The sequence below is a fragment of the Reyranella sp. GW821-FHT14A01 genome (assembly GCF_058803965.1).
In genome coordinates, this window is sequence record NZ_JBXAPM010000009.1 from 218518 (window position 1) to 245292 (window position 26775).

At 66.7% G+C, this 26775-nt stretch carries 25 protein-coding genes; 13 read left to right on the top strand and 12 right to left on the bottom strand.

Annotated elements, in window-relative coordinates:
• Positions 1 to 2 precede the first annotated feature (2 nt).
• From AC1ROX_RS17615 to AC1ROX_RS17625, 3 genes are all read right to left on the bottom strand, one after another.
• A complete protein-coding gene (locus AC1ROX_RS17615; RefSeq protein ID WP_493127436.1) occupies positions 3 to 890 on the bottom strand; it encodes a branched-chain amino acid ABC transporter permease in 888 nt (295 codons plus the stop codon).
• Positions 891 to 960: 70 nt separating this feature from the next.
• Positions 961 to 2097, bottom strand: coding sequence for an ABC transporter substrate-binding protein (locus tag AC1ROX_RS17620; protein WP_493127438.1), 1137 nt, complete (start codon positions 2095 to 2097; stop codon positions 961 to 963).
• Between the two features lie 43 nt (positions 2098 to 2140).
• A complete protein-coding gene (locus AC1ROX_RS17625) occupies positions 2141 to 3385 on the bottom strand; it encodes an acyl-CoA dehydrogenase family protein (RefSeq protein WP_493127440.1) in 1245 nt (414 codons plus the stop codon).
• Positions 3386 to 3536: 151 nt separating this feature from the next.
• Here AC1ROX_RS17625 and AC1ROX_RS17630 point away from each other — a divergent pair, with 151 nt between their 5' ends.
• Positions 3537 to 3983 (top strand): VOC family protein, encoded by a 447-nt coding sequence (locus tag AC1ROX_RS17630; protein ID WP_493127442.1) that lies wholly within the window; start codon positions 3537 to 3539, stop codon positions 3981 to 3983.
• Between the two features lie 87 nt (positions 3984 to 4070).
• On the opposite strand, the gene AC1ROX_RS17635 is transcribed toward AC1ROX_RS17630, so the two are convergent.
• Complete coding sequence (locus AC1ROX_RS17635) at positions 4071 to 4766, bottom strand: TetR/AcrR family transcriptional regulator (protein ID WP_493127444.1); 696 nt, start codon at positions 4764 to 4766, stop codon at positions 4071 to 4073.
• 101 nt (positions 4767 to 4867) lie between these two features.
• Here AC1ROX_RS17635 and AC1ROX_RS17640 point away from each other — a divergent pair, with 101 nt between their 5' ends.
• Positions 4868 to 5842 carry an aldo/keto reductase gene (locus AC1ROX_RS17640; RefSeq protein WP_493127446.1) on the top strand — a complete coding sequence of 325 codons (975 nt, stop codon included), beginning with the start codon at positions 4868 to 4870 and terminating at the stop codon, positions 5840 to 5842.
• On the opposite strand, the gene AC1ROX_RS17645 is transcribed toward AC1ROX_RS17640, so the two are convergent.
• The 3 genes from AC1ROX_RS17645 to AC1ROX_RS17655 form a co-directional block, all read right to left on the bottom strand.
• A complete protein-coding gene (locus AC1ROX_RS17645) occupies positions 5839 to 6528 on the bottom strand; it encodes a substrate-binding domain-containing protein (RefSeq protein ID WP_493127448.1) in 690 nt (229 codons plus the stop codon). The genes AC1ROX_RS17640 and AC1ROX_RS17645 overlap by 4 nt on opposite strands.
• 240 nt (positions 6529 to 6768) lie before the next feature.
• Positions 6769 to 7254, bottom strand: a complete 486-nt coding sequence (locus AC1ROX_RS17650; protein WP_493127450.1) for a YbaK/EbsC family protein — start codon at positions 7252 to 7254, stop codon at positions 6769 to 6771.
• Positions 7251 to 7787, bottom strand: coding sequence for a VOC family protein (locus tag AC1ROX_RS17655; RefSeq protein ID WP_493127452.1), 537 nt, complete (start codon positions 7785 to 7787; stop codon positions 7251 to 7253). The genes AC1ROX_RS17650 and AC1ROX_RS17655 overlap by 4 nt, the downstream gene beginning before the upstream one ends.
• A 167-nt stretch (positions 7788 to 7954) precedes the next feature.
• Here AC1ROX_RS17655 and AC1ROX_RS17660 point away from each other — a divergent pair, with 167 nt between their 5' ends.
• A complete protein-coding gene (locus tag AC1ROX_RS17660; protein WP_493127454.1) occupies positions 7955 to 8794 on the top strand; it encodes an amidohydrolase family protein in 840 nt (279 codons plus the stop codon).
• Between the two features lie 12 nt (positions 8795 to 8806).
• Here the strand turns inward: AC1ROX_RS17660 and AC1ROX_RS17665 are convergent, their stop codons facing one another.
• Positions 8807 to 9502, bottom strand: coding sequence for a GNAT family N-acetyltransferase (locus AC1ROX_RS17665; RefSeq protein ID WP_493127456.1), 696 nt, complete (start codon positions 9500 to 9502; stop codon positions 8807 to 8809).
• A 74-nt stretch (positions 9503 to 9576) separates the two neighbouring features.
• Between AC1ROX_RS17665 and AC1ROX_RS17670 the strand changes: the two genes are divergently transcribed.
• A complete protein-coding gene (locus AC1ROX_RS17670; RefSeq protein WP_493127457.1) occupies positions 9577 to 10473 on the top strand; it encodes a LysR family transcriptional regulator in 897 nt (298 codons plus the stop codon).
• Positions 10474 to 10626: 153 nt separating this feature from the next.
• On the opposite strand, the gene bcp is transcribed toward AC1ROX_RS17670, so the two are convergent.
• Complete coding sequence (bcp, locus tag AC1ROX_RS17675) at positions 10627 to 11091, bottom strand: thioredoxin-dependent thiol peroxidase (protein WP_493127460.1); 465 nt, start codon at positions 11089 to 11091, stop codon at positions 10627 to 10629.
• Positions 11088 to 13973 (bottom strand): bifunctional [glutamine synthetase] adenylyltransferase/[glutamine synthetase]-adenylyl-L-tyrosine phosphorylase, encoded by a 2886-nt coding sequence (locus AC1ROX_RS17680; RefSeq protein ID WP_493127462.1) that lies wholly within the window; start codon positions 13971 to 13973, stop codon positions 11088 to 11090. The genes bcp and AC1ROX_RS17680 overlap by 4 nt, the downstream gene beginning before the upstream one ends.
• Positions 13974 to 14161: 188 nt before the next feature.
• Here AC1ROX_RS17680 and AC1ROX_RS17685 point away from each other — a divergent pair, with 188 nt between their 5' ends.
• Positions 14162 to 17269, top strand: a complete 3108-nt coding sequence (locus AC1ROX_RS17685) for a YhdP family protein (protein ID WP_493127464.1) — start codon at positions 14162 to 14164, stop codon at positions 17267 to 17269.
• Positions 17270 to 17288: 19 nt separating this feature from the next.
• On the opposite strand, the gene tyrS is transcribed toward AC1ROX_RS17685, so the two are convergent.
• Positions 17289 to 18542: a tyrosine--tRNA ligase gene (gene tyrS / locus AC1ROX_RS17690; protein WP_493127466.1), complete on the bottom strand. Its 1254-nt coding sequence runs from the start codon at positions 18540 to 18542 to the stop codon at positions 17289 to 17291.
• Positions 18543 to 18608: 66 nt separating this feature from the next.
• Here tyrS and AC1ROX_RS17695 point away from each other — a divergent pair, with 66 nt between their 5' ends.
• Positions 18609 to 19691 carry an anhydro-N-acetylmuramic acid kinase gene (locus AC1ROX_RS17695; protein ID WP_493127468.1) on the top strand — a complete coding sequence of 361 codons (1083 nt, stop codon included), beginning with the start codon at positions 18609 to 18611 and terminating at the stop codon, positions 19689 to 19691.
• A gap of 15 nt (positions 19692 to 19706) precedes the next feature.
• Here AC1ROX_RS17695 and AC1ROX_RS17700 read toward each other — a convergent pair whose 3' ends face one another.
• Positions 19707 to 20381 carry an alpha/beta hydrolase gene (locus AC1ROX_RS17700; RefSeq protein WP_493111156.1) on the bottom strand — a complete coding sequence of 225 codons (675 nt, stop codon included), beginning with the start codon at positions 20379 to 20381 and terminating at the stop codon, positions 19707 to 19709.
• 239 nt (positions 20382 to 20620) lie between these two features.
• On the opposite strand from AC1ROX_RS17700, the gene AC1ROX_RS17705 reads away from it, so the two are divergent.
• Genes AC1ROX_RS17705 through hscA form a run of 7 tightly spaced genes read left to right on the top strand, consistent with a single transcriptional unit; the run spans position 20621 to position 26769 of the window.
• Positions 20621 to 21100, top strand: coding sequence for an Rrf2 family transcriptional regulator (locus AC1ROX_RS17705; protein ID WP_493127470.1), 480 nt, complete (start codon positions 20621 to 20623; stop codon positions 21098 to 21100).
• Between the two features lie 13 nt (positions 21101 to 21113).
• A complete protein-coding gene (locus AC1ROX_RS17710) occupies positions 21114 to 22247 on the top strand; it encodes a cysteine desulfurase family protein (protein WP_493127472.1) in 1134 nt (377 codons plus the stop codon).
• 18 nt (positions 22248 to 22265) lie between these two features.
• On the top strand, positions 22266 to 23504 hold the full coding sequence (locus AC1ROX_RS17715) for an IscS subfamily cysteine desulfurase (protein ID WP_493127474.1): 1239 nt from the start codon (positions 22266 to 22268) through the stop codon (positions 23502 to 23504).
• A gap of 36 nt (positions 23505 to 23540) precedes the next feature.
• Positions 23541 to 23933 carry a Fe-S cluster assembly scaffold IscU gene (iscU, locus tag AC1ROX_RS17720; protein ID WP_493127476.1) on the top strand — a complete coding sequence of 131 codons (393 nt, stop codon included), beginning with the start codon at positions 23541 to 23543 and terminating at the stop codon, positions 23931 to 23933.
• Positions 23934 to 23953: 20 nt separating this feature from the next.
• Positions 23954 to 24355: a HesB/IscA family protein gene (locus AC1ROX_RS17725; RefSeq protein WP_493127478.1), complete on the top strand. Its 402-nt coding sequence runs from the start codon at positions 23954 to 23956 to the stop codon at positions 24353 to 24355.
• 9 nt (positions 24356 to 24364) lie between these two features.
• Positions 24365 to 24877 carry a Fe-S protein assembly co-chaperone HscB gene (hscB, locus tag AC1ROX_RS17730; RefSeq protein ID WP_493127480.1) on the top strand — a complete coding sequence of 171 codons (513 nt, stop codon included), beginning with the start codon at positions 24365 to 24367 and terminating at the stop codon, positions 24875 to 24877.
• A complete protein-coding gene (gene hscA / locus AC1ROX_RS17735; protein WP_493127482.1) occupies positions 24874 to 26769 on the top strand; it encodes a Fe-S protein assembly chaperone HscA in 1896 nt (631 codons plus the stop codon). The genes hscB and hscA overlap by 4 nt, the downstream gene beginning before the upstream one ends.
• Positions 26770 to 26775 lie beyond the last annotated feature (6 nt).

Below are 26775 nucleotides of genomic sequence, written 5' to 3' on the forward strand. Positions count from 1 at the left end.
GCTCAGCCTCCCCGCCGGCCGGCGCGGCCGAGGATGCCCTGCGGCATCAGGATCATGATGATGATGAGCACGGAGAAGGCGACGACGTCCTTGTAGCTCGACGAGATGCCGATGATGGCCAGCGACTCGACCAGCCCCAGGGTGATGCCGCCCACGGCGGCGCCCAGCGGGTTGGTGAGCCCGCCCAGCACGGCGGCGGCGAAGCCCTTGAGCGTTAGGTTGAGGCCGAGCGTGTAGTCGACGGAAATCAGTGGAGTCACGAGAATGCCGCCTAGCGCCCCCAGCACACCGCCCAGTACGAAGGTGTAGGTGCGCATGCGGCCGGCGTTAATGCCGGTGGTGGCGGCACCGTCCGCGTCGATCGAGGCCGCCATCATCGACAGGCCGATCGTGGTGCGGTGATAGAAGGCGCGCAGCGCCAGCGTGGCGCCGATGCCGATGGCGATCAGCCACAGCGCGTGGAACTGGATGACCGCATCCATGACGATCAGCACGCCTTCGCCGCCCAGCGGCGGCAGGAGATGACCGTCGCGGCCGACGAAATAGAGAATGCTGGCCGAGAGGGAGAGGGCGAGGCCGATGGTGAGCAGCAGGAAGCTGTCCTCGCTCGCATTCTTCTTGGCCATGTAACGGACGAAGGCGACCTCGATGAATGCACCGACCAGGGCGCCCGAGATCGCACCGCCGGCAATGGCCGCCGTATAGGGCCAGCCAGCCTTGGTGAGCAGCAGCACCGTGGTCATGGCGCCGATCACGGCGAACTCGCCCTGCATGGCGTTGATCACGCGGCTGCCCTTGAAGATGGCGGACAGGCCCATGCCGACGAGCGCGTAGACGATACCGTTCGTCACGCCCGCGAAGAGGGCCTGAAGGACCAGGCTCAATGTCATGAAGAGATGCTTCCGCGCAAAAGAAGGCGCGGCGCAGGGCTCGCGAGGAGACCTGCGCCGCTGAGGGTCGCTACTGCGTGACGCGGAACGGCGTGCGCGTGTACTTGCCGCCGACCAGCTTCGAGAAGATGAAGCTCGAGAGCGGAATGCCGGTCATGTCGTCGGCCGAAAAGTCGTAGTTGGCCAGCACGCCGGTATAGGGCGCCTTCATGGCCTCGCAGAGCTTCTCGCCCGTGGCGTCGGCGCCGGCCTTGTTGAGGGCCGCGGCGATGATCTGCGCCGCATCCCAGGCCGCCGCCTCGTAGTTCTTCGGCGTCGAATTGTAGGCCGTCTTGTAGAGCTCGACGAAAGCCTTCTGGTGCGGCAGCGGATCCTCGCCGACCAGGAATTCGGGGATGACGATATTGTCGGCGGCCGGTCCCATCGCGTTCACGTACTCGTAGGACGAGGAGCCGATCGCGGCGACCACCGGCTGGGTGATCTGGATCTGCTTGACGTTGCGGAACGGCGTCGCCGAGGTGGCGATGATGAACACCGCGTCGGGCTGGGACGCCTTCACCTTGGCCGCCTGGGTCGTCGTGTCGGTGGCGCCGATCTCGAACTTCTCGACCGCGACCAGCTTGACGCCGTACTTGTCGGCGAGCGGCCGCAGCTCGGCCATCACGACGTTGCCGTAGCCGGCATCATGCAGCACGCCGATCTTGGTCGCCTTGATGCTCTTGGCATATTCGAGCAGCGCGGTGGCGTTCAGGCGCTGCGGCGGCAGCACGTGGGCCAGGCACTTGCGCTCGCGCTCGACCGCCGGGCCGATGCCGGTGAAGGCGATCTGCGGGATCTTGTTGGCATGCGTCACGCCGCCGACGGCGACGGTGCTGGCGGTGAGGGAGGGGCCGAGCAGCGCCTGGACCTTCTGACCGAAGATCAGGTCGTTGGCCTTGCTGAGCGCGGTGTCGGGATTGGACGCGTCGTCCTCGACGATGATCTTGATCGGTCGGCCCTTGATGCCGCCCTTGGCGTTGATGTCCTTCTCGGCCAGCAGCAGGCCGTTGCGCTCGGGCACGCCGAGGCCGGCACCCGCGCCGGTGACGGAAACGATGGCGCCGATCTTGACCGGCTCACCCGAGGTCTGCGCCTGGACGCTGAGTGCCGACAGTCCGACCAGCGCCGTGGCGCCGGCTAACTTTGCGATGAACGATTTGACTGACATTTTTCTTCCTCCCACTCATTGAGCTTCTTTATGGCCGCCACTGTCAGAGCAGCGGCGGCGGCCCGGCCATGCCGAGCGCGTGTTGTCCGAACAATGCACCCTGAATGTCGGTCGAGAACATGACGTGTGCGTTGGCAGCATGCGCATCGCGGAACAGACGCTGCATCGAGCCGCTGAGATAGAGGCCGCTCGATCCCGCGATACCCATCAATATGTCGACGGCCTCGAGACAGAGCCGGGCCGAGAAGAAGGCGTCACGCCGGTAGCGCAGCTTGTCCTCGTGCGTCGGGTCGGCGCCCGACCGGGCCACCGCCATTGCATGCTCGCAGGCGCGCTTCATCATGACCTCCGCCGTATCGATGCGGACGCTGGCCTCGGCGACCTTGATCTGGACCGCCTGGCTGGCACCGAACGGTTGGCCCGTCGTCGTCGCGTTGCGCTTGCGAGCGGCACCGACGACCGTCTCGTAGGCGCCCTGCGCGCAGCCCAGCATCACGCCCGACAGGACGTAGGGGCCGAGCGCCAGCATGGGCAGGCGGAACAGGGGCGAGGTGTTGACCGCCGAGCCGGGGTGCGGCTTGCCGTTCATCGACCAGGCCGAGATCGTGCGGATGTCCGGCACGAAGAGGTTCTTGACCGCTACGTCCTTCGAGCCGGTGCCCGAGAGGCCGACGGCATGCCAAGTGTCGATGATCTCGTACTGCGAGCGATGGATCAGGGCAAAACGCTGGTCGACAGGCGGACCGTCGTCGCGCTCCCGCACCATGAAGCCCAGCATGTTCCAGTCGGAATTGTCGATGCCGGAGGAGAGCGGCCAGCGCCCCGTAACCTCGTAGCCGCCCTCGACCTTGCGACCGCGGCCGGCCGGGAAGATGAGCGAGGTGGCGATCAGCACGTCGGGCGAGGCGTCCCAGATCTCGTCCTGCGCCTCGGGATGGAAGTAGCCCAGCATCCAGTGATGGCTGCCGAGATTGCCGAGGTTCCAGGCGGTCGACGGACAGACGCGCGCGATCTCCGCGCAGGTGTCGACCAGGATGCCGACATCGAGGTCGGCGCCGCCGACCCTTGCCGGCTGGACCATGCGGAAGAGGCCGGTGCGGTGCAGGTCGCGCTCGGTGTCGTCGGGCAGGCGGCGCAGCTTCTCGCAGGCTTCGGCGCGGGCGGCAATCGTCGGCACGAGTGCGCGCGCACGGTCGAGCATCTCCGCATAGGTGACGCCCGTGAACGAGACGGGCGTGCTGGGCAACGTCGCCGACGGTGTCCAGTCGGCGGCCCGCTTGGTCCGCATATCGAATTTCCTCCCGGCGCCTCAGCGCTTGTTCCTTGTCGTCACGATGCTTGTGTCACGCGTTCAGGTCAAGTGACCTAATTTGTTGATCGATTGACCTGCTGTCGGCGATACTCCCAACCAACAGAACAGCTCACGGGAGGAGCAGACGATGGCCATCAAGGTGCTCGAGATCCATCACCACGGCGTGCGCATCGACGCCGGCGACAAGACGGTCGAAGACCTCAAGAACTTCTACACCGGCGTGCTCGGCCTGGAGCACGACACCGGCCGTCCGGAGATCCCGGGCATTCCCGGCATGTGGATCAACATCGGTGATGTCGGCCAGATCCACCTGATCGGCGGCGACGTGCCCTCGCGCTTCGCTCAGGGGCCGGGCAAGGACCCGACTTCGCCGCATGTGGCGCTGGCCGTCGAAAACATCGTCGAGACCAAGGCCGAACTCGATCGCCTCGGCGCGAACTACTGGTCTCTCAAGGGCGCGACGGGGCCTGATGCCGAACAGCTCTTCCTCAACGATCCGTGCGGCAACATGGTGGAACTCCACCAGTTCGACAAATGCCGCTGCCGCCTGAAGAGCCGCTTGAAGACGGCGTAGCAATGGAGCGCGCCACTCCAGTGGCGCTCATACTTCATCGGTTGCCAAGACATGAGCGCAACTGGAGTTGCGCGCTCCAATGAGGCTTTAACCCTCGACCGGCGCGGCGAGGCCGGCGCAAACGAAGGGCACGATCTCGCGGATGGCGGTTTCCATGTCCGCGGGATCGCAGTTGCCCTGGGAGATCGATTCCAGGCGGCCGGGCTGCAGCAGGGTCCAGACGTAGGCGCCCATCATGAAGTAGTAGCGCCAGTAGAGCGTTTTGGCCGGGACCTTCGGCAGGGCGCGCTGGATGGCCTCGACATAGAGTGCATTGGTCTCGTCGTAGATGTCGGCGCGCACGACGCTCGCGGTGTCGTCGGGATCGGTGAAGAGGCGCGCATGCATCTGCATCGAGGCACGCCGCCGTCCATTGGCGCGTGGCTCGGCCATCAGCAGGGGACGGACCAGCGCATCGACCAGCACGTCGAGCGGGACGACGCCGCGCGGATAGCGGGCCTCAGCCTCCTGCAGGAGCTGGCGCCGCCGTTCCGTGACCTCGGTGCCGTGCCGGGCCACGACCGCCTCGAAGATCGCGCGCTTTGACTCGAAATAGTAATGGAGCTGGCCGACATTCACGCGGGCGCGGCTGGCGATGGCGCGGGTGGTGGCGCCGCCGTAGCCGACCCTTCCGAACAATTCCTCGGCGACGTCGAGAATGCGTTCCGGCAGGTTGGGACGGCTCGCCTTCCGGCGCTTCGGCGCCGCGGGTTTCGGCTTCTTGCTGATTGTCTTTCTCGCCACAACACATCCTGCTGCAAGTCGTCGGGCTTCTCATAAAGTGAAGCCGGACGGTTTTCCATGGTGGCTGCAGAACCGTATCGCGCCGTGCTAGAAGGCTCGGCATGAAAACCAAGCTCCTCGGCCGTACCGGCATCCACGTCTCGCAACTCTGCTTCGGCACCATGTCCTTCGGCGGCGACGCCGACGAGGCCACCTCGGCTTCGATGTACAAGGCGGTGCGCGACGCCGGCATCAATTTCTTCGATACGGCCAACGAATATAATAAGGGCAGGTCCGAAGAGATCCTCGGCCGGCTGGCGAAGGATCATCGCGACGAGCTGGTGATCACCACCAAGTGCTTCAACAAGACCGGTCCTGACGTGAATGCCGGCGGCGCCAATCGCCGTCACGTCGTCCAGGCCGTCGAGGCGAGCCTGCGCCGCCTGCAGACCGACCGCATCGACGTGCTGTTCCTCCATCGCTACGACGCCGTGACGCCGATCGACGAGATGATGCGCGGCCTCGAGGACCTCGTGCGCTCGGGCAAGGTGATCTACCCGGCGGTCAGCAACTGGTCGGCCTGGCAGACCCAGCGCGCGGTCGACATCCAGGAGCGCAACAACTGGGCGCGCCTGCAGGTCATCCAGCCCATGTACAACCTGGTGAAGCGCCAGGCTGAGGTCGAACTGCTGCCGATGGCGGCGGCCAACGGCATCGGCGTCATTCCCTACAGCCCGGCCGCCGCCGGGCTCCTGTCGGGCAAGTATTCCGGCGAGGCCTCGGGACGTCTCAAGACCAACAAGATGTACGAGGCGCGCTACGGCGAGGAATGGGCCTTCGAGACCGCCGAGAAGTACGTGGCGCTCTGCAAGCAGAAGGGCCTGCATCCGGTTAGCGCGGCCATCGCGTGGGTCGGCGCGAATCCCGCGATCACCGCGCCCATCATCGGCGCGCGCAACCTCGACCAGCTCAAGGCTTCCCTGGATTCGGTGAACGTCGCCATGACGCCGGAGCTTCACGCCGAAATGGCCGCCCTGTCGCGCACGCCGCCGCCGGCCACCGATCGGTTGGAGGAGCAGAAGGTCGCGAAGGCCTAGCCTGGTTCGAGGCCTTTGGCGCGAAAGAGCGCCTTTGCCTCTTGCGTGCGAAGGCTTTCGATCAGGGCCTTCGCCAGTGCGGGCTGCGTGCTGTCCGACGGAATGCCGGCCACGAACACCGTGACCATGTGCAGGTCGCCGGGCAGGGGCCCGACGATCTCGATGCCGGGAACATGCAGCAGTTCCGGCACCTGCTGGACGGCGAGGTCGACCTCGCCGGTCGGCAGGAACATGCCTGAGTAACCCGAAGGCGGCGGGAACTTCGTCTTGGCGTTGATTTCGTCCGCGATGCCCATCCGCTCCAGCAGCTTCGCGAAATAGATGCCGCTGGCACCGCCGGCCGCCGGATCGGTATAAGAGATCGCTCTAGCCTGCAGCAGCGTGCGCTTCAGCGCCTCGGGCGTGGAGATGTCGGGCTTCGGCGCGCCCGCCTTCACGGCGATAGCGGTGGTCGAGCTGGCGATCACAACATCGGACCCGGCGACGATCCCGCCCGAGGCGAGCAGCGTGTCGGTGACCGCGCGGTTGAGGATCAGCGCGTCGGCCTTTTCGCCGGCCTGCAGGCGCTTCAGGAGCAGCGGCGCCGTGGCCCAGGTGAAGTCGAGCGTGCAGCCATGAGCCTTCTCGAACGCGGGCACGAGCTCCTCGACCACACCCTGTACGGCGATCGCGCTGAAAACCTTCATGTCGAAGCCACTTTCAGAGGGAGGGCCGCCGCAACGCGGCGGAACGATAGCGCAGTCAGGCGTCGGCGGTGACATGGGCTGTGCTGCCGCAGTGCTGGCAGCGTGGGCTGGCCATCAGGCGCAGGCCGCGACAGCCGGGGCAAACGCCCAGGTCGAACCGGTTGGATCGCGAGCGAGTGCTTCCCCCGGATGTTGGCGGCGCCGCGAACAGATCGCGAAGAATGTCCCGCCAGCTCATGGCTACGCGGGCTCCGACGAAGCGCCGGGCCGGTCGCAAACGTCGATCCATTCGGCATCCACGAGGGTCGCCATGCGCTCGGGCGCGATGCGCACCGCCGAGTTGGTCGAGCCGGCGGCGGGCACGACTTCCTCGAAGGCCTTCAGCGAGACGTCGCAGTAGATGGGAAGGGCCGTTGCGAGGCCGAACGGGCAGACGCCGCCCACCGGATGGCCGGTGAGGGCCGCGACCTCCTCCTGACCCAGCATGCGCGGCTTGCCGCCCAGCACGTCCTTTATCTTGCGGTTGTTCAGCCGCGCATCGCCCGAGGTCACGATCAGCAGATTGCGGTCCTTGATGCGCAGGGACAGCGTCTTGGCGATCTGTGCCGGCGCGACGCCATGGCCTTTGGCGGCCATTTCGACCGTCGCGGTGCTGGCGTCGAGCTCGACAACCTGGAGATCAGGAGCATGCGTCGACAGGAACGCACGCACCGCTTCGACGGTCATGCCTGCTGTGCCGCCCGGCTGGCGCGGATGCGCGCGCGCTGGGCCTCGAAGCGGGCGGCCAGGTCGGCTTCCTCGACATCCTCGAGCCGGCTCTGGATGACCCAGCCATGCCCGAAGGGATCGATGATCCGGACGACCTTGTCGCCCCAGTAGGTTTCCTCGGGACCCTGTTCCTTGGCCAGTGAAGTCGCACCGGCTGCCAGCGCATGGGCGAACACATCGTCCACGTTATCGACGTAGACGATCAGGAATCCCGAAGACGCTCCGGCCGAAATCGGCGAGCGCGGCCAGTCGGCGCGGGGCGCTTCGCGCCAACGCGGATTTTCCTTCGTCACGATCAACCACGCGCCTGCCAGCCAGAATTCGGCGCCAATCGGCTCCGGTCCCGGTGGTTCGCCATGGTTGTGCGAGAAGCTGCGCCGAATCTCCTCGGCGCCGATCACGTCGCGATAGAAGTCGGCCGCGGCGGCCACGTCCTGAACGATGAGAGTAATGCCGATCTGTCCGATCGACTGCTTGCCTTTGACGGCCATTGCAACGTCCTCCGAGGGAAAGAGGGTTGGATCGAGCAACCGATTCGTAAGGGAGCAGAGCCTTCTCCGCCATGTGGAACTTGTATCGCATGGTGGGCGGCGGCCCAGAATTCCCATGACAAACGCAGCGGCGGCGGTACCGTCCGCGCATTGTATGGGAGAAACGCATGCCGACGATCGACGCCCAGGTTCACTGCTACGAGCGCAATCATCCGGGCCGCCCGTGGACTGCAGTGCTGGCAGGACCGCCCGAAGTCACCGCCGAGGACATGATCAAGGCGATGGACTCCGTCGGTGTCGACGGCGCGCTGCTGGTCTCGGTCTATACGATGTACCGCTGGGACGAGAGCTATGCCGTGGGCGTCCAGAAGGCCCATCCCGGCCGGTTCGGCGTCATCAAGCCGGTCAACGCCAACGATCCCAAGGTCGAGGGCACGATCGCGGACTGGGCGGCGATGGACGGCACGGTTGCCATCCGCATCATGTTCACGCCGGAGATTTCGACCGACGCGGCCGATCCGGGCATCAACCGCGTGCTGGCCGCGGCGGCCAAGCACGACCTGCCGGTCAACCTGATGGCGCGGGGCCGCCTGCCGCAGGTCGGCGAACTGGCCAAGCGCAATCCCAACACGACCTTGGTGATCGACCATCTCGGCCTCGAGCAGCCGATGGCGCCGCCGGCGCCGAAGGATCCGTGGCACGAGCTGCCGCTGCTGCTGGACCTGGCAAAGAACCCGAACGTCGTCGTGAAGATCACCGGCGCCTGCACGCTCAGCCACGAGAAATTCCCCTACAAGGACATCTGGGATCCGTTGGGCCGCATCTTCGACGCCTTCAGCCTGGATCGCTGCATGTGGGGCACCGACTGGACCCGCGCCGTGGCGCTGCTCACCTACAAGGAGGGCGTCGATTCCTTCCGCGTCACCGATCGCCTGTCCGACAGCGACCGCGCGACCCTGATGGGCGGTTCGCTGCAGAAGATCTACGGCTGGTCGCCGAAGAAGTAGTCTCGCCAGACCTCAGGGGAGGGCGAGATCGCCCTTGCCGAGGGGCCGCTGCATCAGGATCGAATCCACCCAGCGGCCGAACTTGAAACCGACGGCATCGAGCTTGCCGATCTGGCGGAAGCCCTGGCTGCCGTGCAGGCCGATCGAGCCTGCGTTGGCGCTGTCGCCGATGACGGCCAGCATCTGCCGCCAGGGGCCGTTCTCGCAGCGCTTGATCAGGGTCGACAGCAGCTCGCGGCCGATACCGTGGCCCGCGAACCCGTCGCGGACATAGACCGAATCCTCGATCGTGTGGCGATAGGCCGGGCGCGGGCGGTACAGCGAGGCATAGCTGTAGCCCACGATGCGCCCGTCCATCTCGGCCACGAGATAGGGCAGGCCGAGTTTCAGCACGGCGGCGCGGCGGCCGATCATCTCGGCGACCGTGGGCGCGGCCTCCTCGAAGCTTGCCAGCCCATGCAGCACATGGTGCGCGTAGATCTCCTGCATGAAGCGCATGTCGCCTTCGCGGGCGTCGCGAACGTCGACGGCCGTCCTCATCATCGTTCCTCCTGAAAGCACCTGTTCGCGCGACAGGCCGATGTCCGACAACAGCCGGTCGTCCAGGTTGCGCAGCGCCTCACGCTGGCGGGTCCGAGACCAGGGCGAGCCGCCGATGTAGCGACCGATCTCCATGACGATGCCTCCGAACCCGTTGCGATGCGACATGGGCACAATCTGCGAGCGGTGGAGACATAAGGGAAATCTTGTTATCTTATGAAAACCATAAGAGAAAATTTGCCATGCGCGGATTGAACCTCGATCACGTCAGCGCCTTCACCGAGGTCGTGCGGCTGGGGTCGTTTTCCGCCGCGGCGTCGCATCTCAACCTGACCCAGCCGGCGATCAGCCAGCAGATCGGCCAGCTCGAGAAAAAGCTGGGCGTGCGCCTGCTGGAGCGGGTGGGACGGCGCGCGACGCCGACCGCAGCCGGGAGCGAACTGCTGGATCATGCCGCGCGGATCGACGGCGCCGTGGCCTCGCTGCTCGAGGGGCTGGCGCGGTTCACCAGCGGCGAGGTCGGGCGGGTGCGGCTCGGGACCGGCGCCACGGCCGCGATCTTCCGCCTGCCGCCGCTGCTGCGCGACCTGCGTCGCCGCCTGCCGGAGCTGGAGATCACCATCGCCACGGGCAACACGTCGGACATCGTGAAGGGCGTGCAGGACAATGCGCTGGATATCGGGCTGGTGACCTTGCCGGCGGCCGGCCGCGGCCTCGAGGTGACGCCCTTGCTCGACGACGAGTTCGTGGCGGCGACGGCGCGCGAAGGGGTGGTGCTGCCGCGACGCGTCACGCCTGCGGTCATGGCCCGCCTGCCGGTGATCATGTTCGAGCCCGGCGGCCACACGCGGGTCGTGGCCGACCAGTGGTTTTTCAACGGCGGCGTCGAGCTCAAGCCCAAGATGGCACTGGGCAGTGTCGAGGCGATCAAGCGCCTGGTGGAGGCGGGACTGGGCTGCGCCATCCTGCCGGCGGTCGCCGTGCGCGAGGCGGGCGATCGGACCAACCTCGTGGTGCGGCCACTCTCACCGCGTCTCTATCGCAAGCTCGCGATCGTGATCCGCCGCGACAAGGTCTTGCAGTTGGGCCTGCGCGAGACCATTCGGGCGCTTAAAAGCCTGGCCCGCAAAGCCGCGTGACACCAACAGCAAAAGTCGGAGTTTTGGCGGACAAACGAAACAAACGAATCAGACGAAACGGAAAGGGGCGGCCCCTGAATCAGGTGTCGCGATGGCCGTTGACGGATCGATGTTGCTCGCCGGTACTTCTCAAAAACTTGTTTCAACAGCCTGCTAAAGCGCCTTGAGCGCTTCCTGCACTTCGTCGACGTGGCCCGCGACCTTGACCTTGCGCCAGATCTTGCGGACCACGCCTTCGCCGTCGATCAGGAAGGTGGCGCGGTCGATACCCATGTACTTGCGGCCATAGAGGCTCTTCTCGATCCAGGTCCCGTACTTCTCGCAGACCTTGCCGTCCTCGTCGGAGACGAGCGGGAAGTTGAGCTCGTACTTGGCCTTGAACTTGTCGTGGCGGGCGACGCTGTCCTTCGAGACGCCGACCACCTGGGCCTTCAGTTTCTTGAAGGCCGCGGCGCTGTCACGGAAGCCGCAGGCCTCGGTCGTGCAGCCCGGCGTATCGTCCTTGGGATAGAAATAGAGCACCACCGGCTTGCCGCGCAGCTCCGACAGTTTGAGCTTGCCGCTGCCATCGGTCGCGGCGGTGAAATCCGGGGCCTTCTTGCCTTCGACGACGCTCATTTCCTGCTCCTCGCTTGCCAGCCCGCAGCCACGGCCGGCGCCTCCACGATGCGCTCGTATATAGCACGCACGGTCTTCGATTCGGTCTCGATCCGCGCCCGCAGGTCGGCGAGATCGGCGGCGCCTTCCGTGGCGGCGATCAGCCGTTGCTGGCCCTCCGGTGCCCTGGTCTCGTCGAAAGCGGCCTCGTCGCCGTTCAGGGTGAGGCGGAGCAGGCTCTGGACGTCCGACAGCAGTGTCCGTGCGGCGCGCAGGTGGTCGGCATCGGCCTGGTCGATCAGGCCCGTCGCTGCCATCCGGCGCAGCATCTCGGCCGGATGCGGATCGAGGATCTCGGGGTGCGGGCAGGCGTGGCGGAGCGCGAGGTACTGGGCCACGAAGTCGATGTCGAACAGGCCGCCGGGCAGGTGCTTGAAGTCCCACGGGCTCTTGGGCGGCGCATGCTGCGCGATGCGGTCGCGCATGTCGGCGACGTCGCGGACCAGCGTCTCGGGATCGCGCGTGCGGCAGAGCGTGGCCCTCACGATGCCGGTCAGGCGTTCGACCAGGGCCTGCGGCCCATGGATCACGCGCATGCGCGTCAGCGCCATGTGCTCCCACGTCCACGACGACTGCGCGTGATAGGTCTCGAACCCTTCCAGCGAGTTGGCGAGCGGGCCCGAGCGGCCCGACGGCCGCAGGCGCATGTCGACTTCGTAGAGCGCCCCTTCGTTGGTGTGGGCGGTCAGCGCCGTCACGATCTTCTGGCTGAGCCGTGTGTAATACTGGATGGGCGACAGCGGACGCGGCCCGTCGGACGCCTCCATGCCGGCCGGGATATCGTAGACGAAGATCAGGTCGAGATCGGACGTCGCCGACATCTCGCGGCTGCCGAGCTTGCCCAGCCCCAGGACCGCCAGCCGCTGACCGTGGAAGCTGCCATAGGCCTCGGCGAAGCGCTGTTCCACCCTGTCGCAGAGCGCGGAGATCGTGGCGGCGGCGATGTCGGAGTAGGCGAGGCCCGCCCAGGCCGGCGTCACGATCCGCTTGAGCTGCTGGACACCCACCTGGAAGCGGCGGTCGTTGGCCCAGCGGCGCGCCAGGTCGAGGATATCCTGCTCGTGGTCGACGCGGGCCAGCAGCGCCGTGAGTTCTGCCGTCATTTCCTCGGCCGGCGGCAGCGGCCTGTAGAAGTCGGGCGAGAGCACCGAATCGAGGAGCAGCGTACGGCGCGCGAGATGGGCGGCGAGGCCCGGCGCACTGCCCATGATCGTCGCCAGAAGCTCGAGCAGGGCGGGGTTGGCCTTGAACAGCGAGAAGAGCTGCACGCCGGCCGGCAGGTTGCTGAGGAACAGGTCGAAGTTGAGCAGCGCCTGGTCGGGCGCGGCCGTTGCACCCAGTTCCTTCAGCAAGCCGGGCATCAACTCGGTCAGGAGTTCGCGGGCGCGGGCCGTTGCGGTCGAGCGGAAGCGGCCGTGATGCCAGCGCCGCACGATGCCGGCCGCTGCCGAGGGATCGCGGAAGCCCAACGACTTCAGCGTCTCCAAAGTGCCGGGATCGTCATCGGTCCCGGTGAACACCAGGTTGCCGCCCGGACCGGCGAGGCTCGGCGCCTCCTCGAAGAGATGGGCATAGTGGCTCTCGACCAGGCGCAACGTCTGCAGCAGCGCTTCCTGGAACGCCATCGACGTGTCGTAGCCCAGGAACGTCGCGAGCGCGGCGACGCCCGCCTCGTCGGCCGGAACCGAATGGGTCTGCCGGTCGTCGATCATCTGAAGGCGATGCTCGACGCGGCGCAGGAAGCCGTAGGCCTCGATCAGCTCGTCGGCGGCCTTGCTCGTGATATGGCCGGTCGCGGCGAGCGCCCGCAGCGTCGGGCAGGTGGCGCGCAGCCTGAGGGTGGGATTGCGGCCGCCGAAGATGAGCTGCTGGGTCTGGGCGAAGAACTCGATCTCGCGGATGCCGCCGCGGCCGAGTTTCACATTGTGTCCCAGAACCTTGATCGTGCCGCCGCCGCGATGGGCGTCGATCTGCCGCTTGATGGAATGGATGTCGTGGATCGCCGCGAAGTCCAGGTGCTTGCGCCAGATGTACGGCGTCATGTCGGCAAGGAAGGCCGTGCCCACGGCCTCGTTTCCAGCCACGGGATGCGCCTTGATCATGGCGGCCCGCTCCCAGTTCTGGCCGACGCTCTCGTAGTAGAGTTCGGCGGCCTGGACCGACATGGCGAGCGGGGTCGAGCCGGGATCGGGCCGGAGGCGGAGATCGGTGCGGAAGATGTAGCCGTCGGCCGATGTCTCCGACATGAGCTGCACCAGGAGCCGTGCGGCGCGCACGAAGTGGCGCGACAGTTGCTCGTTGCCGGCTAGCGCGGGGGCGTCGCGGTCGTAGAAGAGGATGAGGTCGATGTCGCTCGAATAGTTGAGTTCCCCGGCCCCCAGCTTGCCCATGCCCAGCACGGTGAAGGCGGCCGCATCGGGCTTGCCGCCGAGCGCCAGCTGCCCGTCGCGCTCGAGCTGGAGGAGGATCGAGTCGGTCAGGGCGCGGAGGCAGCCCGACGCGAAGTCGCTGAGATGGCCGGTGATGCGGTCGAGCGGCCACGCGCCCGCGATGTCGGCGACCGCTACGGCAAGCGCCACCCGGCGCTTGAGGCGGCGAAGCGTGGCCGCGATGTCGGTGGGCGTGGTGCCTGCACGGGCGTCGCTTCGCGCGACGGCGAGTTCGGCCAGCAGGTCGGCCATGATGGCGTCCGGGCCGCGACGCCATAGATCGGTCATAAAAACCGGGTTCTGTACCGCCGTTTCCGTCAGGTAGGGGCTGTTGCCGAACAGAGCGTCGAGCAGCGCGACGCCCGAGGCGTCGTCCGGCCGCGCGGCGCGTTCGTCCCAGCGCGTCCACGCCACGGCTTGCCGCTCGGGATCATGCGGACGAGGAAGGCGTGCGGTCGAAAACCAAGACATTCAATGCGTCGACAGGTAAATTCTCATTGTCACCGGCACGCTTGCCCAAGCGCGTCGCCATCGTCAAGGAACGGAAAGAGTAGAGTTTGGTCAGACGGACCTGCCGGGTAGTCGCGCGTGTAACGGTCGGTGTGGTACTCGTCCTGACCGCGCTGGTTGTCGTCGTCGCGCTGCGCCTGATGTCAGGCCCGGTCGATCTCGACTTCCTGAAGCCGCGCATCGCCAAGTTGATCGATGTGCCGGGCAACGACATCCATCCCGATTTCGACAAGATATTCTTCGAGTGGAGCGGTATCAGTCGGCCTGTCCGGCTGGCCTTCACCAACCTGCGCTTCACGAACGAAAAGAATCAGGTCATCGCCACGGCGCCGGAGGCGGCACTGACCTTCGAACCGCGTGCAGTCGTCCAGGGCATGCTGCTGCCGACCTCGATCACGATCACGCGGCCGGCCATCGAGGCCGACATTGCGCGCGATGGCGGCGTCTTCAAGCGTATCTTCACGTCGCAGGAAAGTGGCTCGCAGGGCGAGGCGGTGTCGATCCTGGTCGACCAGCTGCTGGCCGAGCCGAACTACAAGTCGCTGATCGGCCAGCTCGATTCGGTGTTGGTCGAGCGGGCGAACGTCACGATCCGGGACCTCAAAACGGGCCTGACCTGGAATGCGCCCGACGCCAGCGCGCAACTCCGGCGTGACGCCGCCGGCGTCTTCATCACGGCCAATGCCCGCTTCGTGGGGCATGGCGATCCCGTCGACCTCTCGCTGGCCGGCGTCTATACGCGCGACCGCAGCCGCATCTCGCTGGAGGCCAATATCTCGGGCTTCAAGCCGTGGATCTTCGCCGATTTATCGTCCGACCTGGCCATCCTGCGGGGCGTCGACATCGCCCTGTCCGGCCGCCTGCAGATCGAGGGAACCGGCGGCGGTGAGATCAAGACGGTGGGAGTCGACATCACCGGCGGCAATGGCAGCGTGACCTTGCCGGGCATCCTGCCGGTCACGCATCAGGTGCACTCGATGAGCGCGCGCTTCGGCATCGACAATGTCGAGCACACCTCCAAGATCGAGCGGATCGACTTCGATTTTGGCGCCGCGAAGGTGGTCATCACCGGCGCCGGTCATCGTGCCTCGGAAACCCGTCACTTCGCGGGCCGCGCCGAGATCCGGCAGATTCCGGTCGAAAAGCTGGCCGACTACTGGCCGATGGAATTTGCGGAAGGCGGTCGACGATGGGCGATCGCCAATGTCACCGCGGGTACCATCGACGTGGCTGCCGAATTCGCGTTGAGCGCGCCCGTCGACAATATCACCGACATCAAGATGGACCGCATGGCGGCGTTCCTCGACTACGGCGGCCTGACCGTGCGGTATATGCCGCACATGCCCGAGATGCAGGATGTCTCGGGGAAGGCCCGCTACGAGAACGGCAGCCTGCATTTCGATATCGCGCGGGGCGGCGCGGAGAATCTCAAGGTGACCGACGGCACGATCGACCTGACGGGCCTCGACAAGCCGTCGCCGCAGATGGCGGCGATCCGGCTTCCCATCAGCGGTTCGGCGCAGGACGTCATGCGCTTCCTGGAGCGCCCGAAGCTCGGCCTGCCCAAGGAATCGCTCTATGACTATCGGCGGCTGGGCGGTCAGGCGGCAGTCGATGTGTCGCTGAGCTTCCCGCTGATCGATGCGCTGACCGTCGCGGAGATCGAGGTCGCCGCCGATGCCCAGCTTACCGCCTTCGCGCTGAAGGACGTGATTGGCGACGTCGATCTGACCGATGCGACGGCGCGCGTGAAGTACGGCAATTCGGAGCTGAGCGTCACGGGGCAGGGCAAGCTCGACGGCAGCACCGTCGACGTCACCTGGCGCGAGCTGTTCGGGGCCAAGGCGCCCTTCCGCCGGCGCTACGAGGTGAAGGGCACCGTGCCCTCGACCTTCGTGGAGAAGGCGGGGTTCCCGCCGGTCGAGCCCTATGTCGTCGGCCCGGTCGGCACGGTGCTGAACTATCAGGTCGCTCCCAACGGCACCGGCGAAGTCACCGGCCGCTTCGATATGAAGGCGGCGAAACTGAACGTCATGCCGTTGGCCTGGAGCAAGGAGGCCGGCACGGACGCGCTCGCGACCATGACGCTGAAGCTGGCCGCCGGTGGCAAGATCACGACCGCCGACTTCGATGGCCGCGGCGGGGGCTTGCAGGCCAAGGGGCAAGTGCGATTCGGCGGCGACGGCGGCGTCCAGCAGGTCAGCCTGCAGGAGGTCAAGCTCGGCCAGACGGACATGGCCGTCGACTGGCGGCGCCATCCGGGCGGCGTCGACCTTGCCATCAAGGGACAGTCGCTCGAACTGCAGCGCGTGCGCGACATGCTGAACGCTCGCAACGAGGTCGCGGTACGGGAGCCGAAGGGCGCGGCCTCGGTGTCGCGCACCAGCACCAAGGCCACGGTGCAGTTGCAGAACGTCGTCCTGAAGCGCGGATCCCTCGGCTACCTCAACGGCCGCCTCGAACTGATCGGAGACCGGGTCGCTTCCGCCGATCTCACGATGGGCGGCGGCAAGGGCTCGACCTTTCGGGTCACGCCGAACGGGCAAGGCCGGACGCTGTTCTTCTACGTCGCCGACTTCGGCCAATTGCTGAGCGAGGCGGGCTGGATCGACGGGCTGGTCAACGGCTACCTGCATATCGAAGGGAAGTTCAACGACACCTGGGCCGATCCGCCGCTCGAGGGCACGCTCAAGATGGGGCCTTACCGGCTCCAGAAGGTGACGGCCCGCCGCGATATCGGCACGCTCAACTCGGCGATCGACGGCCTGAACGCCGCGGGCAATGCGCTGCAGCAGTTCGACAGTCTGAGCGCCAGTCTCAGGAAAGCGGGGGACCGCATCGAGGTCCGCAACGGTCGCACCAGCGGCCAGTCGATCGGGCTGACGACTCAGGGAACCATCGACCTCGGCAACGACACGGCTTTGCTGAACGGCATCGTCGTGCCGGCCTTCGCGCTGAACAATCTCCTGTCCAACGTGCCATTGCTCGGGCCATTGCTGACCGGCGGCAAGGACGGCGGCATGTTCGCCGTCTCCTATCAGGTTCACGGCCCGTTCGACGACCTGAAGACGGACGTCAACATGATGTCGGCGATGGCGCCGGGTGCCCTGCGTGATCTCTTCAACTCGGCGCCGGGTGCCGGCACGCCGCCGCCGCCGGGCCAGCCGGTGGGGTCACCGGAGATGCAGCGCGCGCCCTGATCGCTGCCCCTGAATGGGACTAGACGGCGCGCACCAGGACGTGGCGCTTGCGGCCGGCCGACAGCTTCAATGTACCGTCGGACCCGAGATCGGCTTCGCCCACCGTCACCGTGTCGTTGGCGATCGGCTTGTCGTTCAGCCGGCCGCCGCCGCCCTTGATGAGCTTGCGGGCCTCGTTCCTGCTCTCGGCCAGGCCTGCCTCGTGCATCAGCTCGAACGCAGCGATTCCGGCCGTCAGCTTGGCACGCGCCACCTCGACGGTCGGCAGCGTGTCGGCCTTGGCGCCTTCCTCGAAGGTGCGCCGTGCCGTCTCCGCGGCGCTCTCGGCGGCCTGCTTGCCGTGGGCGAGGGTGGTGACCTCGGTGGCCAGGATCTTCTTGGCTTCGTTGATTTCCTGCCCCTGCAGCGCCGCGAGACGCGCGACCTCAGCCAGCGGCAGGTCGGTGAAGAGCTTCAGGAAGCGCCCGACATCCTCGTCCTCGGTGTTGCGCCAGTACTGCCAGAAATCGTACGGCGACAGCCGCTCGGGATTGAGCCAAACGGCGCCCGCGGCCGTCTTGCCCATCTTGGCGCCGGATGCCGTCGCGAGCAGCGGCGAGGTCAGCGCGAACAGCTCGGCACCCTGCATGCGGCGGCCGAGATCGGCGCCCATGACGATGTTGCCCCACTGGTCCGAACCGCCCATCTGCACGATGCAGTTGTGGCGCTTGTTCAACTCCACGAAGTCGTAGGACTGCAGGATCATGTAGTTGAATTCGAGGAACGACAGCGGCTGGTCGCGCTCGAGCCGCAGCTTCACCGAGTCCATGGTCAGCATGCGGTTGACCGAGAAGTGCCGGCCGACGTCGCGCAGCAGCGGGATGTAGAGGAGGCCGTCCAGCCACTCGGCATTGTTGGCCATCACCGCATCGGTCGCGCCCTCGCCGAAGCTGAGGTAGTTGGCGAAGCTCTTCCTGATGCTCGCCATATTGGCGTCGATCTGCGCCGTCGTGAGGAGCTGGCGCGTCTCGTCGCGGCCCGACGGATCGCCGACCTTGGTCGTGCCGCCGCCCATCAGCGCGATCGGCTTGTGGCCGCTCTTCTGCCACCAGCGCAGCAGCATGATCTGCAGCAGGTGACCGACATGCAGCGAGTCGGCGGTGCAGTCGAAACCGATATAGGCCGTGCGGGTGCCGCTCGACAGCAGCTCGTCGAGGCGTGCGGTGTCGCTGCACTGATGCACCATGCCGCGCTCGTGCACGATGCGCATGAAATCCGACTTGAAACCCGACATCTTCCGCTCGGTCCGTTGCTTGGCTGATTGTCCCTGAAGGCGCCGGGGGTGTAACACATTCCCCCCATGGCTTCATCTTTCCTGCGGGCCCTCGGCCTGATGAGCGGCACCTCGGTCGACGGCGTCGACGTGGCGCTGATCGAGACCGACGGCGAGCGCGTGACCTCGTTCGGCCCCAGCCTGACGATGCCCTATCCGGACGAGGCCCGTCGCACCATCCGTGCGGCGTTCGGCGCCACGGCAGAGACCGAGGCGACACGCGCGGCCGAGCAGGTCGTCACGGACCTGCATGTGGCTGCCGTGCGCGCCTGGACCGGGAAGACGGGCATCGCGTCCGATACGCTCGACCTCGTGGGCTTCCATGGTCAGACGATCACGCACCAGCCGGATCGCCACTTTACCTGGCAGATCGGCGACGGCGCGGCGCTCGCGCGCGCGCTGGGTGTTCGGGTCGTGAACGACCTGCGCACGGCCGACGTGGCGGCGGGCGGGCAGGGCGCGCCTTTGGTCCCGGTCTATCATGCCGCCCTCGCGGCGGACCTGCCGCGGCCGCTCGCCGTCGTGAACATTGGTGGCGTCGGCAATGTCACCTGGATCGGCGCCGACGGTTCGCTGCTGGCCTTCGACACGGGACCGGGCAACGGGCCGATCGACGATTGGTGCGCACGCCGAGCCGGACAGCGTTACGACAGGGACGGGGCGCTGGCGGCGGCGGGCAAGGTCGATCGCGCAAGGGTCGAGCGGTTCGCCGAGCATCGCTTCTTCGCGAAGGTGCCGCCCAAGTCGCTTGATCGCGGCGACTTCAACGACACCTGGGCCGATGGCCTCAGCGTCGCCGACGGCGCCGCCACGCTGACGCGCGGTACGGCGCGCGCCATCGCACTGGCGTCGAAGCACTTTCCGGCGCCGGTGTCGCAATGGGTGATCTGCGGCGGCGGGGCGCGCAATCCGACTTTGTTGCGCGCCATTGCCGAGGAGACGAACGGCAAGGTCGTGACCGCTGCGGATCTCGGCTGGGACGGCGATGCGCTGGAAGCGCAGGCCTTCGCGTTTCTTGCCGTGCGATCCCTGCGCGGCTTGCCGCTGACGTTTCCCGGGACCACCGGCGCGCCGCGTCCGATGACGGGCGGCCGGCTGAACGATCCTTGATCAGGGGGCCCTAGATCAGGGCTCCTTGTTGCTCGTCGCGCGACCCGGCGGATTGAGCAGGCTCTTGGCGACGTACTTGTCGACATCGACCGCGAGCTTGTCGAGCGAGTCGTGGAAGAAGTGGTTCGCGCCCTTGATGGTGCGCGACTCGACCGTGATGCCCTTCTGCAGCGACAGGCGCGCCACCAGCTTCTGGATGTCGGCCTGCGGCACGACCTCATCCTTTTCCGCGCCGACGATCAGGCCGGAGGACGGGCAGGGGGCGAGGAAGGCGAAGTCGTAGGAGTTGGCCGGCGGTGCGACCGAGATGAAGCAGTCGATCTCGGGGCGACGCATCAGGAGCTGCATGCCGATCCACGCGCCGAACGAGTAGCCCGCGATCCAGCACGACTTGGCGTCGGCGTTCATGCCCTGCAGCCAGTCGAGCGCGGCTGCCGCATCGGACAGCTCGCCCATGCCGTTGTCGAAGCGTCCCTGGCTGCGGCCGACGCCGCGCGTGTTGAAGCGCAGCACCGAGAAGCCGCGATTCACGAAGACGTGGAACAGCGAGAAGACGACCTTGTGGTTCATCGTCCCGCCATATTGCGGGTGCGGATGCAGGATCAGCGCGATCGGCGCGCGTTCTTCCTTGCTCTGGTGATAGCGACCCTCGAGACGCCCTTCGGGGCCAGTGAACATCACGTCAGGCATCGAGACTCCGGTTCTTCACCCTGATCGACCCTCCGGTCGTAACTGACCTGGCAATGGTAGCGGGGGATTCTCGATACTTGACCAACCCGCTGGGATTAATTAAATCCGAGCGACGCAGTTGGTTTTTGCCCAGAACCCCTGTCTGGGGGGCTGGCATATCGTAGTAACGCTTTGGTTTTCAAGAACTTTAGGCGTTTCCATGACGAAGACCGGCCGATTCTGGCCGTGAGGAGGATGCTGTGAAGCTCAGCACCAAGGGACGTTACGCTGTGATGGCGATGGTCGATCTGGCTCGCCATGCCCAGGCCAAGCCGGTTTCCCTGTCGGATATCGCCACCCGCCAGGAAATCTCCCTGTCATATTTGGAGCAGCTTTTTGCCCGCCTGCGCCGTGCCGGCCTGGTGAAGAGCGTGCGCGGTCCCGGCGGCGGTTATCGCCTGGCCAGGGGCTCGGCGGACACGAGGGTGTCCGAAATCATCCTGGCGGTCGACGAGCCGATCAGCGCCACGCGCTGCACCGAGATGGGCGCCACCGGCTGCCGGGCCGACCGCAGCAAGTGCCTCACCCACGACCTGTGGGAAGAGCTTGGCAACCAGATCCACCTGTTCCTGAGCTCGGTGACCCTGCTCGACGTGCTGGAGCGCAAGCTGACGACGCGCTTGCTCGATGCGCCGCCGGCCGCGGCCAATTCCGAACCGTCGATGGCTGCGGCCAGCTAGGTCGCAAAGCCCGATGTCCGCCGTCGTCGCTTACCTGGATCACAACGCCACCAGCCCCCTGAGGCCGGCGGCGTTCGACGCCATGGTCGAAGCGCTGCGTGCGGGCGGCAATCCCTCGTCGGTCCACGGGATCGGGCGCAAGGCGCGGGCGATCGTCGACAGGGCGCGCCGCGACGTGGCTGCCCTCGTGGGCGCCCGACCGACCGAGACGATCTTCACGTCGGGCGGCACCGAAGCGAATAATCTGGCCCTGTCGGGTGCCGGCCGCAGGCGGGTGCTGGTCTCGGCCATCGAGCACGACAGCGTGCGGCGTGCCGTGCCGCACGCGGAAATCCTTCCGGTCGACGGCGACGGCGTTCTCGACCTCGCGGCGCTGGAGCGTGGGCTCTCGGCGTCGGCCGAGCCGGCGCTCGTGTCGGTGATGCTGGCCAACAATGAGACCGGGGTGCTGCAGCCGGTCGCCGAGGTCGTGCGCTTGGCACGGATCGTGGGCGCGCTGGTCCATTGCGATGCGGTTCAGGGAGCCGGGAAGGTCCCGGTCGACCTGCATGGCCTCGGCGTCGATTATCTCAGCCTGTCCGCCCACAAGCTCGGCGGCCCGACCGGAGTGGGCGCGCTGGTGGTACGCAAGGGCGCGCCCTTGTCGCCCGATCGTCTTGGTGGGGGGCAGGAATCCAACCGTCGTGCGGGCACGGAGAATGTGTCGGGCATCGCGGGCTTCGGCGCGGCAGTGCAAGCCGCGGGCGAGGGCCTCGACGTCTCTGGTTTGCGCGACCGGCTTGAATTTTCCCTTGTCCAGATTGCGCCTGCTGCCGCGATTTACGGTGTAAAGGTGCCGCGCGTCGCCAACACGACCTGCATTTCGATGCCCGGCGTGCGGGCCGAGACGCAGGTCATGGCGCTCGATCTTGCTGGTGTCTGCATCAGCGCCGGCGCGGCCTGCTCGTCCGGAAAGGTACAGCGGTCGCCGGTCTTGGAAGCGATGGGCGTGCCGGCGGCGGAAGCGGCCTGCGCCACCCGGATCAGCCTGGGCTGGAATACCGAAGCGGCCGACATCGAACGCTTGATCACCGCGTGGCAAAACCTATATACCCGAGTGCGACAGTCGGATATTCCCCACACCCTCAGTAGGGCCAGGGCAGCGTAGGAGTTTCAAGGGGTTAGCATGACAGCCATTACCCAAATCCGGCGCAACGATCAGCCGATCTACCTGGATTACCAGGCCACCACGCCGATGGACCCGCGGGTCCTTGAGGCGATGATGCCCTATTTTACCCACAAGTTCGGCAATTCGGGTTCGCGCAGCCACGCCTATGGCTGGGAAGCCGAGGAAGGCACGGAGAAGGCGCGCGGCCAGGTCGCCAAGCTGATCGGCGCCGACGAGAAGGAAGTCATCTTCACCTCCGGTGCCACCGAGTCGAACAACCTCGCGATCCGCGGCGTGGCCGAGTTCTACAAGGACCGGAAGAACCACATCATCACGACGGTGACCGAGCATAAGTGCGTGCTCGATACCTGCCGTCATCTGGAGCAGCAGGGCTTCGAGGTCACCTACCTGCCGGTCAAGCCCGACGGGCTGCTCGATCTCGACGTGCTGCGCGCGGCGATCACCGACAAGACCGTCCTCGTCTCGGTCATGGCCGTGAACAACGAGATCGGCGTCATCCAGCCGCTGGCCGAGATCGGCAAGATCTGCCGGGAGAAGAAGGTCTTCTTCCATACCGATGCGGCCCAGGCCGCCGGCAAGATTCCGCTCGATGTCGAGGCGCTGAACGTCGACCTGATGAGCATCTCGGGCCACAAGATCTACGGACCCAAGGGCATCGGTGCGCTCTACGTCCGCCGCAAGCCGCGTGTTCGTCTGGTGCCGATGATCGTTGGTGGCGGCCAGGAGCGCGGTTTCCGCTCGGGCACCCTGCCGACGCCGCTCTGCGTCGGGCTGGGCGAGGCGGCCGAGCTCTGCATGAAGGAGATGGACGCCGAGGCGAAGCGGCTGAAGAAGCTGCAGGAGCGCATGCTGACCGGCCTGCGCGCCAAGCTCACGGACATCGTCGTCAACGGCGACCTCGAGCAGCGTATCCCGGGCAACCTCAACATCAGCTTCGCGTATGTTGAAGGCGAGTCGCTGATGATGGGCATCAAGAACCTGGCGGTTTCGTCCGGTTCGGCCTGCACCTCGGCCTCGCTGGAGCCCAGCTACGTGCTGCGCGCTCTGGGCGTCGAGGAAGACATGGCGCATACGTCGCTACGCATCGGCCTCGGCCGCTTCACGACCGAGCATGAGATCGATACCGCTGTCGACGAACTGGTACGGCACGTGAAGAAGCTGCGCGAGATGAGCCCTCTCTGGGAAATGGCCCAGGAAGGAATCGATATTAAGTCCATCGAGTGGGCTGCCCACTAACGTTTCGGGCGCCGCTCGAGAATTGAGGAGAGTGTCATGGCTTACAGTGAAAAGCTGATCGATCACTACGAGAACCCCCGCAACATCGGCTCGTTCGACAAGACGGCCGAGGATGTCGGCACCGGCCTGGTCGGCGCGCCCGCCTGCGGCGACGTGATGAAGCTGCAGATCAAGGTCGGCGCCGACGGGCTGATCGAGGACGCCAAGTTCAAGACCTTCGGCTGCGGCTCGGCGATCGCCTCCAGCTCGCTCGTCACGGAGTGGGTGAAGGGCAAGACGATCGACGAGGCCGAGGCGATCAAGAACACCGACATCGCCAAGCACCTGGCGCTGCCGCCGGTGAAGATCCACTGCTCGGTCCTTGCCGAGGACGCGATCAAGGCGGCGATCGCCGACTATCGCGCCAAGGCGACCAAGAAGGCCGAGTAGCGCATTTCGGAGCCAAGCGTATGACCACGACCACCGACACCAAGCCCGCAGCGCCCGCTGCTCCGGCCGCGCCGCGCCCGCGCCGTCCCCGTCCGCAGCTGATGACGGTGACGCCGCTTGCGGGCGAGCGCATCCAGGGGATGATCGAGGGCCGTGGCAAGCCGACGGCGGGCATCCGCATCGGCGTGCGCACCAAGGGCTGCTCGGGCCTCAGCTACACGCTGGAGTTCGCCGACAAGCAGGAGCCGATGGACGAGGTCATCGAGGCTCATGGCATCAAGCTGCTGGTCGATCCGAAGGCGTCGCTGTTCCTGATCGGCACCGAGATGGACTACGAGGAAGAGAAGCTGAAATCGGGCTTCGTGTTCCGGAATCCGAACGAGAAGGGCCGCTGCGGCTGCGGCGAATCCTTCCACGTCTGAAGACCGATCATGGATCATTTCGCGCGGCTGGGACTGCCGGCGGCGCTCGATCTCGACGCAGCCGCGCTGGACAGGGCCTATTTCGCGCTCCAGCGCCAGTGGCATCCCGACCGCTTCGTGTCCAAGCCGCCCGAGGAGCGGGCGCGGGCCTCGGCCGAGGCGGCTTCTGTCAATGAAGCCTACCGCACGCTGAAGGACCCGCTGAGCCGCGCCTTCTACATGGCCGAGCGGGCGGGGGTGGACCTGCCGGGCGACGGTAAGACGATCGACGACCCGGACCTCTTGATGGAAGCCATGGAAGCGCGCGAGGCGCTGCATGACGCCGGCACGCCGGAAGCGGTCGACAGTCTCGCTGCAAAGGCCCGTCAGGACGTGCGGGAGGCGCTGGCGGGGCTCGCCAGTTTGTTCTTGGCAAACGACAGGGCCGCCATCAGAAAGGCGCTCCTTCGCCTGCGCTACCTCGACAAATTCGCCGAAGAGGCGCGGGCACGACGCATGAACATTGAACGGTCGAACGCATGACCTTGCTGGAGATCCACGAGCCGGGCGAAACGCCGTTGCCGCATGCCGGCGAGGGCTCGCTGGCGGTCGGCATCGATCTCGGCACGACCAACTCGGTGGTCGCCATCGCGCGCGACGGCACGCCGGCGGCACTGCACGACGAGACGGGCAAGGCGCTCGTACCCTCGGTGGTGGCCTATCCCGCGGTGGGCGGCGTACTGGTGGGCGACGATGCGCGCGCCGCGATCGCCAGCGAGCCGCGCAACGTCGTGGCGTCGATCAAGCGCCTGATGGGGCGTGGTGCGGCCGATCTCCATGCCGTGGCCGGCGTACTTCCGTATGAGGTCGAGCCAGGCACCGGCGAGACCGACATGGTGAAGCTGCGCATCGGCGGCAAAGCGCGCTCGCCGGTCGAGATCTCCGCCGAGATCCTGAAGGCGCTGCGCGCCCGCGCCGAAGCAGCACTCGAGAAGCCGGTCGAGCGGGCGGTCATCACCGTGCCGGCCTATTTCGACGACGCTGCCCGCACCGCTACACGTGATGCGGCTCGCGTGGCCGGACTCGAAGTGTTGCGCCTCGTGAACGAGCCGACGGCGGCGGCGCTGGCCTACGGACTCGATAAGGGCTCCGAAGGACTCTACGCCGTCTACGACCTGGGCGGCGGCACCTTCGACTTCTCGCTGCTGCGCCTGGAGAAGGGCGTGTTCCAGGTGCTGGCCACCGGCGGCGACACGGCGCTGGGCGGCGACGATTTCGACCGCGCCATTGCCGAGCGCATGCTGGACGAGCGCAAGCGCGACGGTCTTGCCGACCAGGTGGACGAGACGGCGGTCAAGGCAGCGCTCGCGCTCGCCCGCCAGATGAAGGAACAGCTTTCCGATCGCGATCAGACCTCGGGCCGCCTCGAGATCGCCGGCACGCCGTCGTTCCACGCGCTGACCCGCGCCGAGTTCGACGCGATGGTGGACGCCTACGTGGCGCGCACGCTCGATATCTCGCGCAACGTGCTGGCCGATGCCGGCATGGTCGCGGCAGACATCGAGGGCGTGGTGCTGGTCGGCGGCTCGACCCGCGTGCCGCTGGTGCGCACCAAGGTCGCCGAGATGATCGGCAAGCCGCCGCTCACCGACATCGATCCCGACGAAGTCGTGGCGCTGGGCGCCGCGCTGCAGGCCGAGGCCTTGACCGGTGGCGGCGATACGCTGCTGCTCGACGTGACGCCGCTGTCGCTCGGTCTCGAGACGATGGGCGGCATCGTCGAGAAGATCGTGCCGCGCAACACGCCGATCCCGGCGCAGCTCGCGCAGGATTTCACGACCTACCAGGACGGCCAGAGCGCCATGGCGATCCATGTCGTGCAGGGCGAGCGCGAGATGGTCGCCGACTGCCGCAGCCTGGCGCGCTTCGAGCTGTCGGGCATTCCGCCGATGACCGCCGGCGCGGCCCGCATCCGCGTGAGCTTCGCGGTCGATGCCGATGGCCTGCTCACCGTTTCGGCCGAGGAGCGTACGACCGGCGTGGCGCAGAGGGTCGAGGTGAAGCCGTCCTATGGCCTCAGCCACGAGGACATGGCCGACATGCTCTACGACAGCATGGACAATGCCGAGGCCGACATGAACCTGCGCCTGCTGACCGAGGCGCGGGTCGAGGCGCGGCGTGGCCTGCTGGCGCTGGAAGCGGCCCTCGTGAAGGACGGCAAGCTGCTGTCCGACGAGGAGCGTGCGGCGATCGATGCGGCGCGGGCACGGTTGGAAACGACGATGGAAGGCGAGAGCCGGGACGAGATCAATGCAGCGGCCGAGGCGCTCGAGACGCTGTCCAAGCCTTTCGCGGAGCGGCGCATGGACCGCGGCATCCGCGAGGCGCTGTCGGGCATGTCGATGGGCGAGCTGGAAAACCGGGTCGGCGAGTAGCGGAGC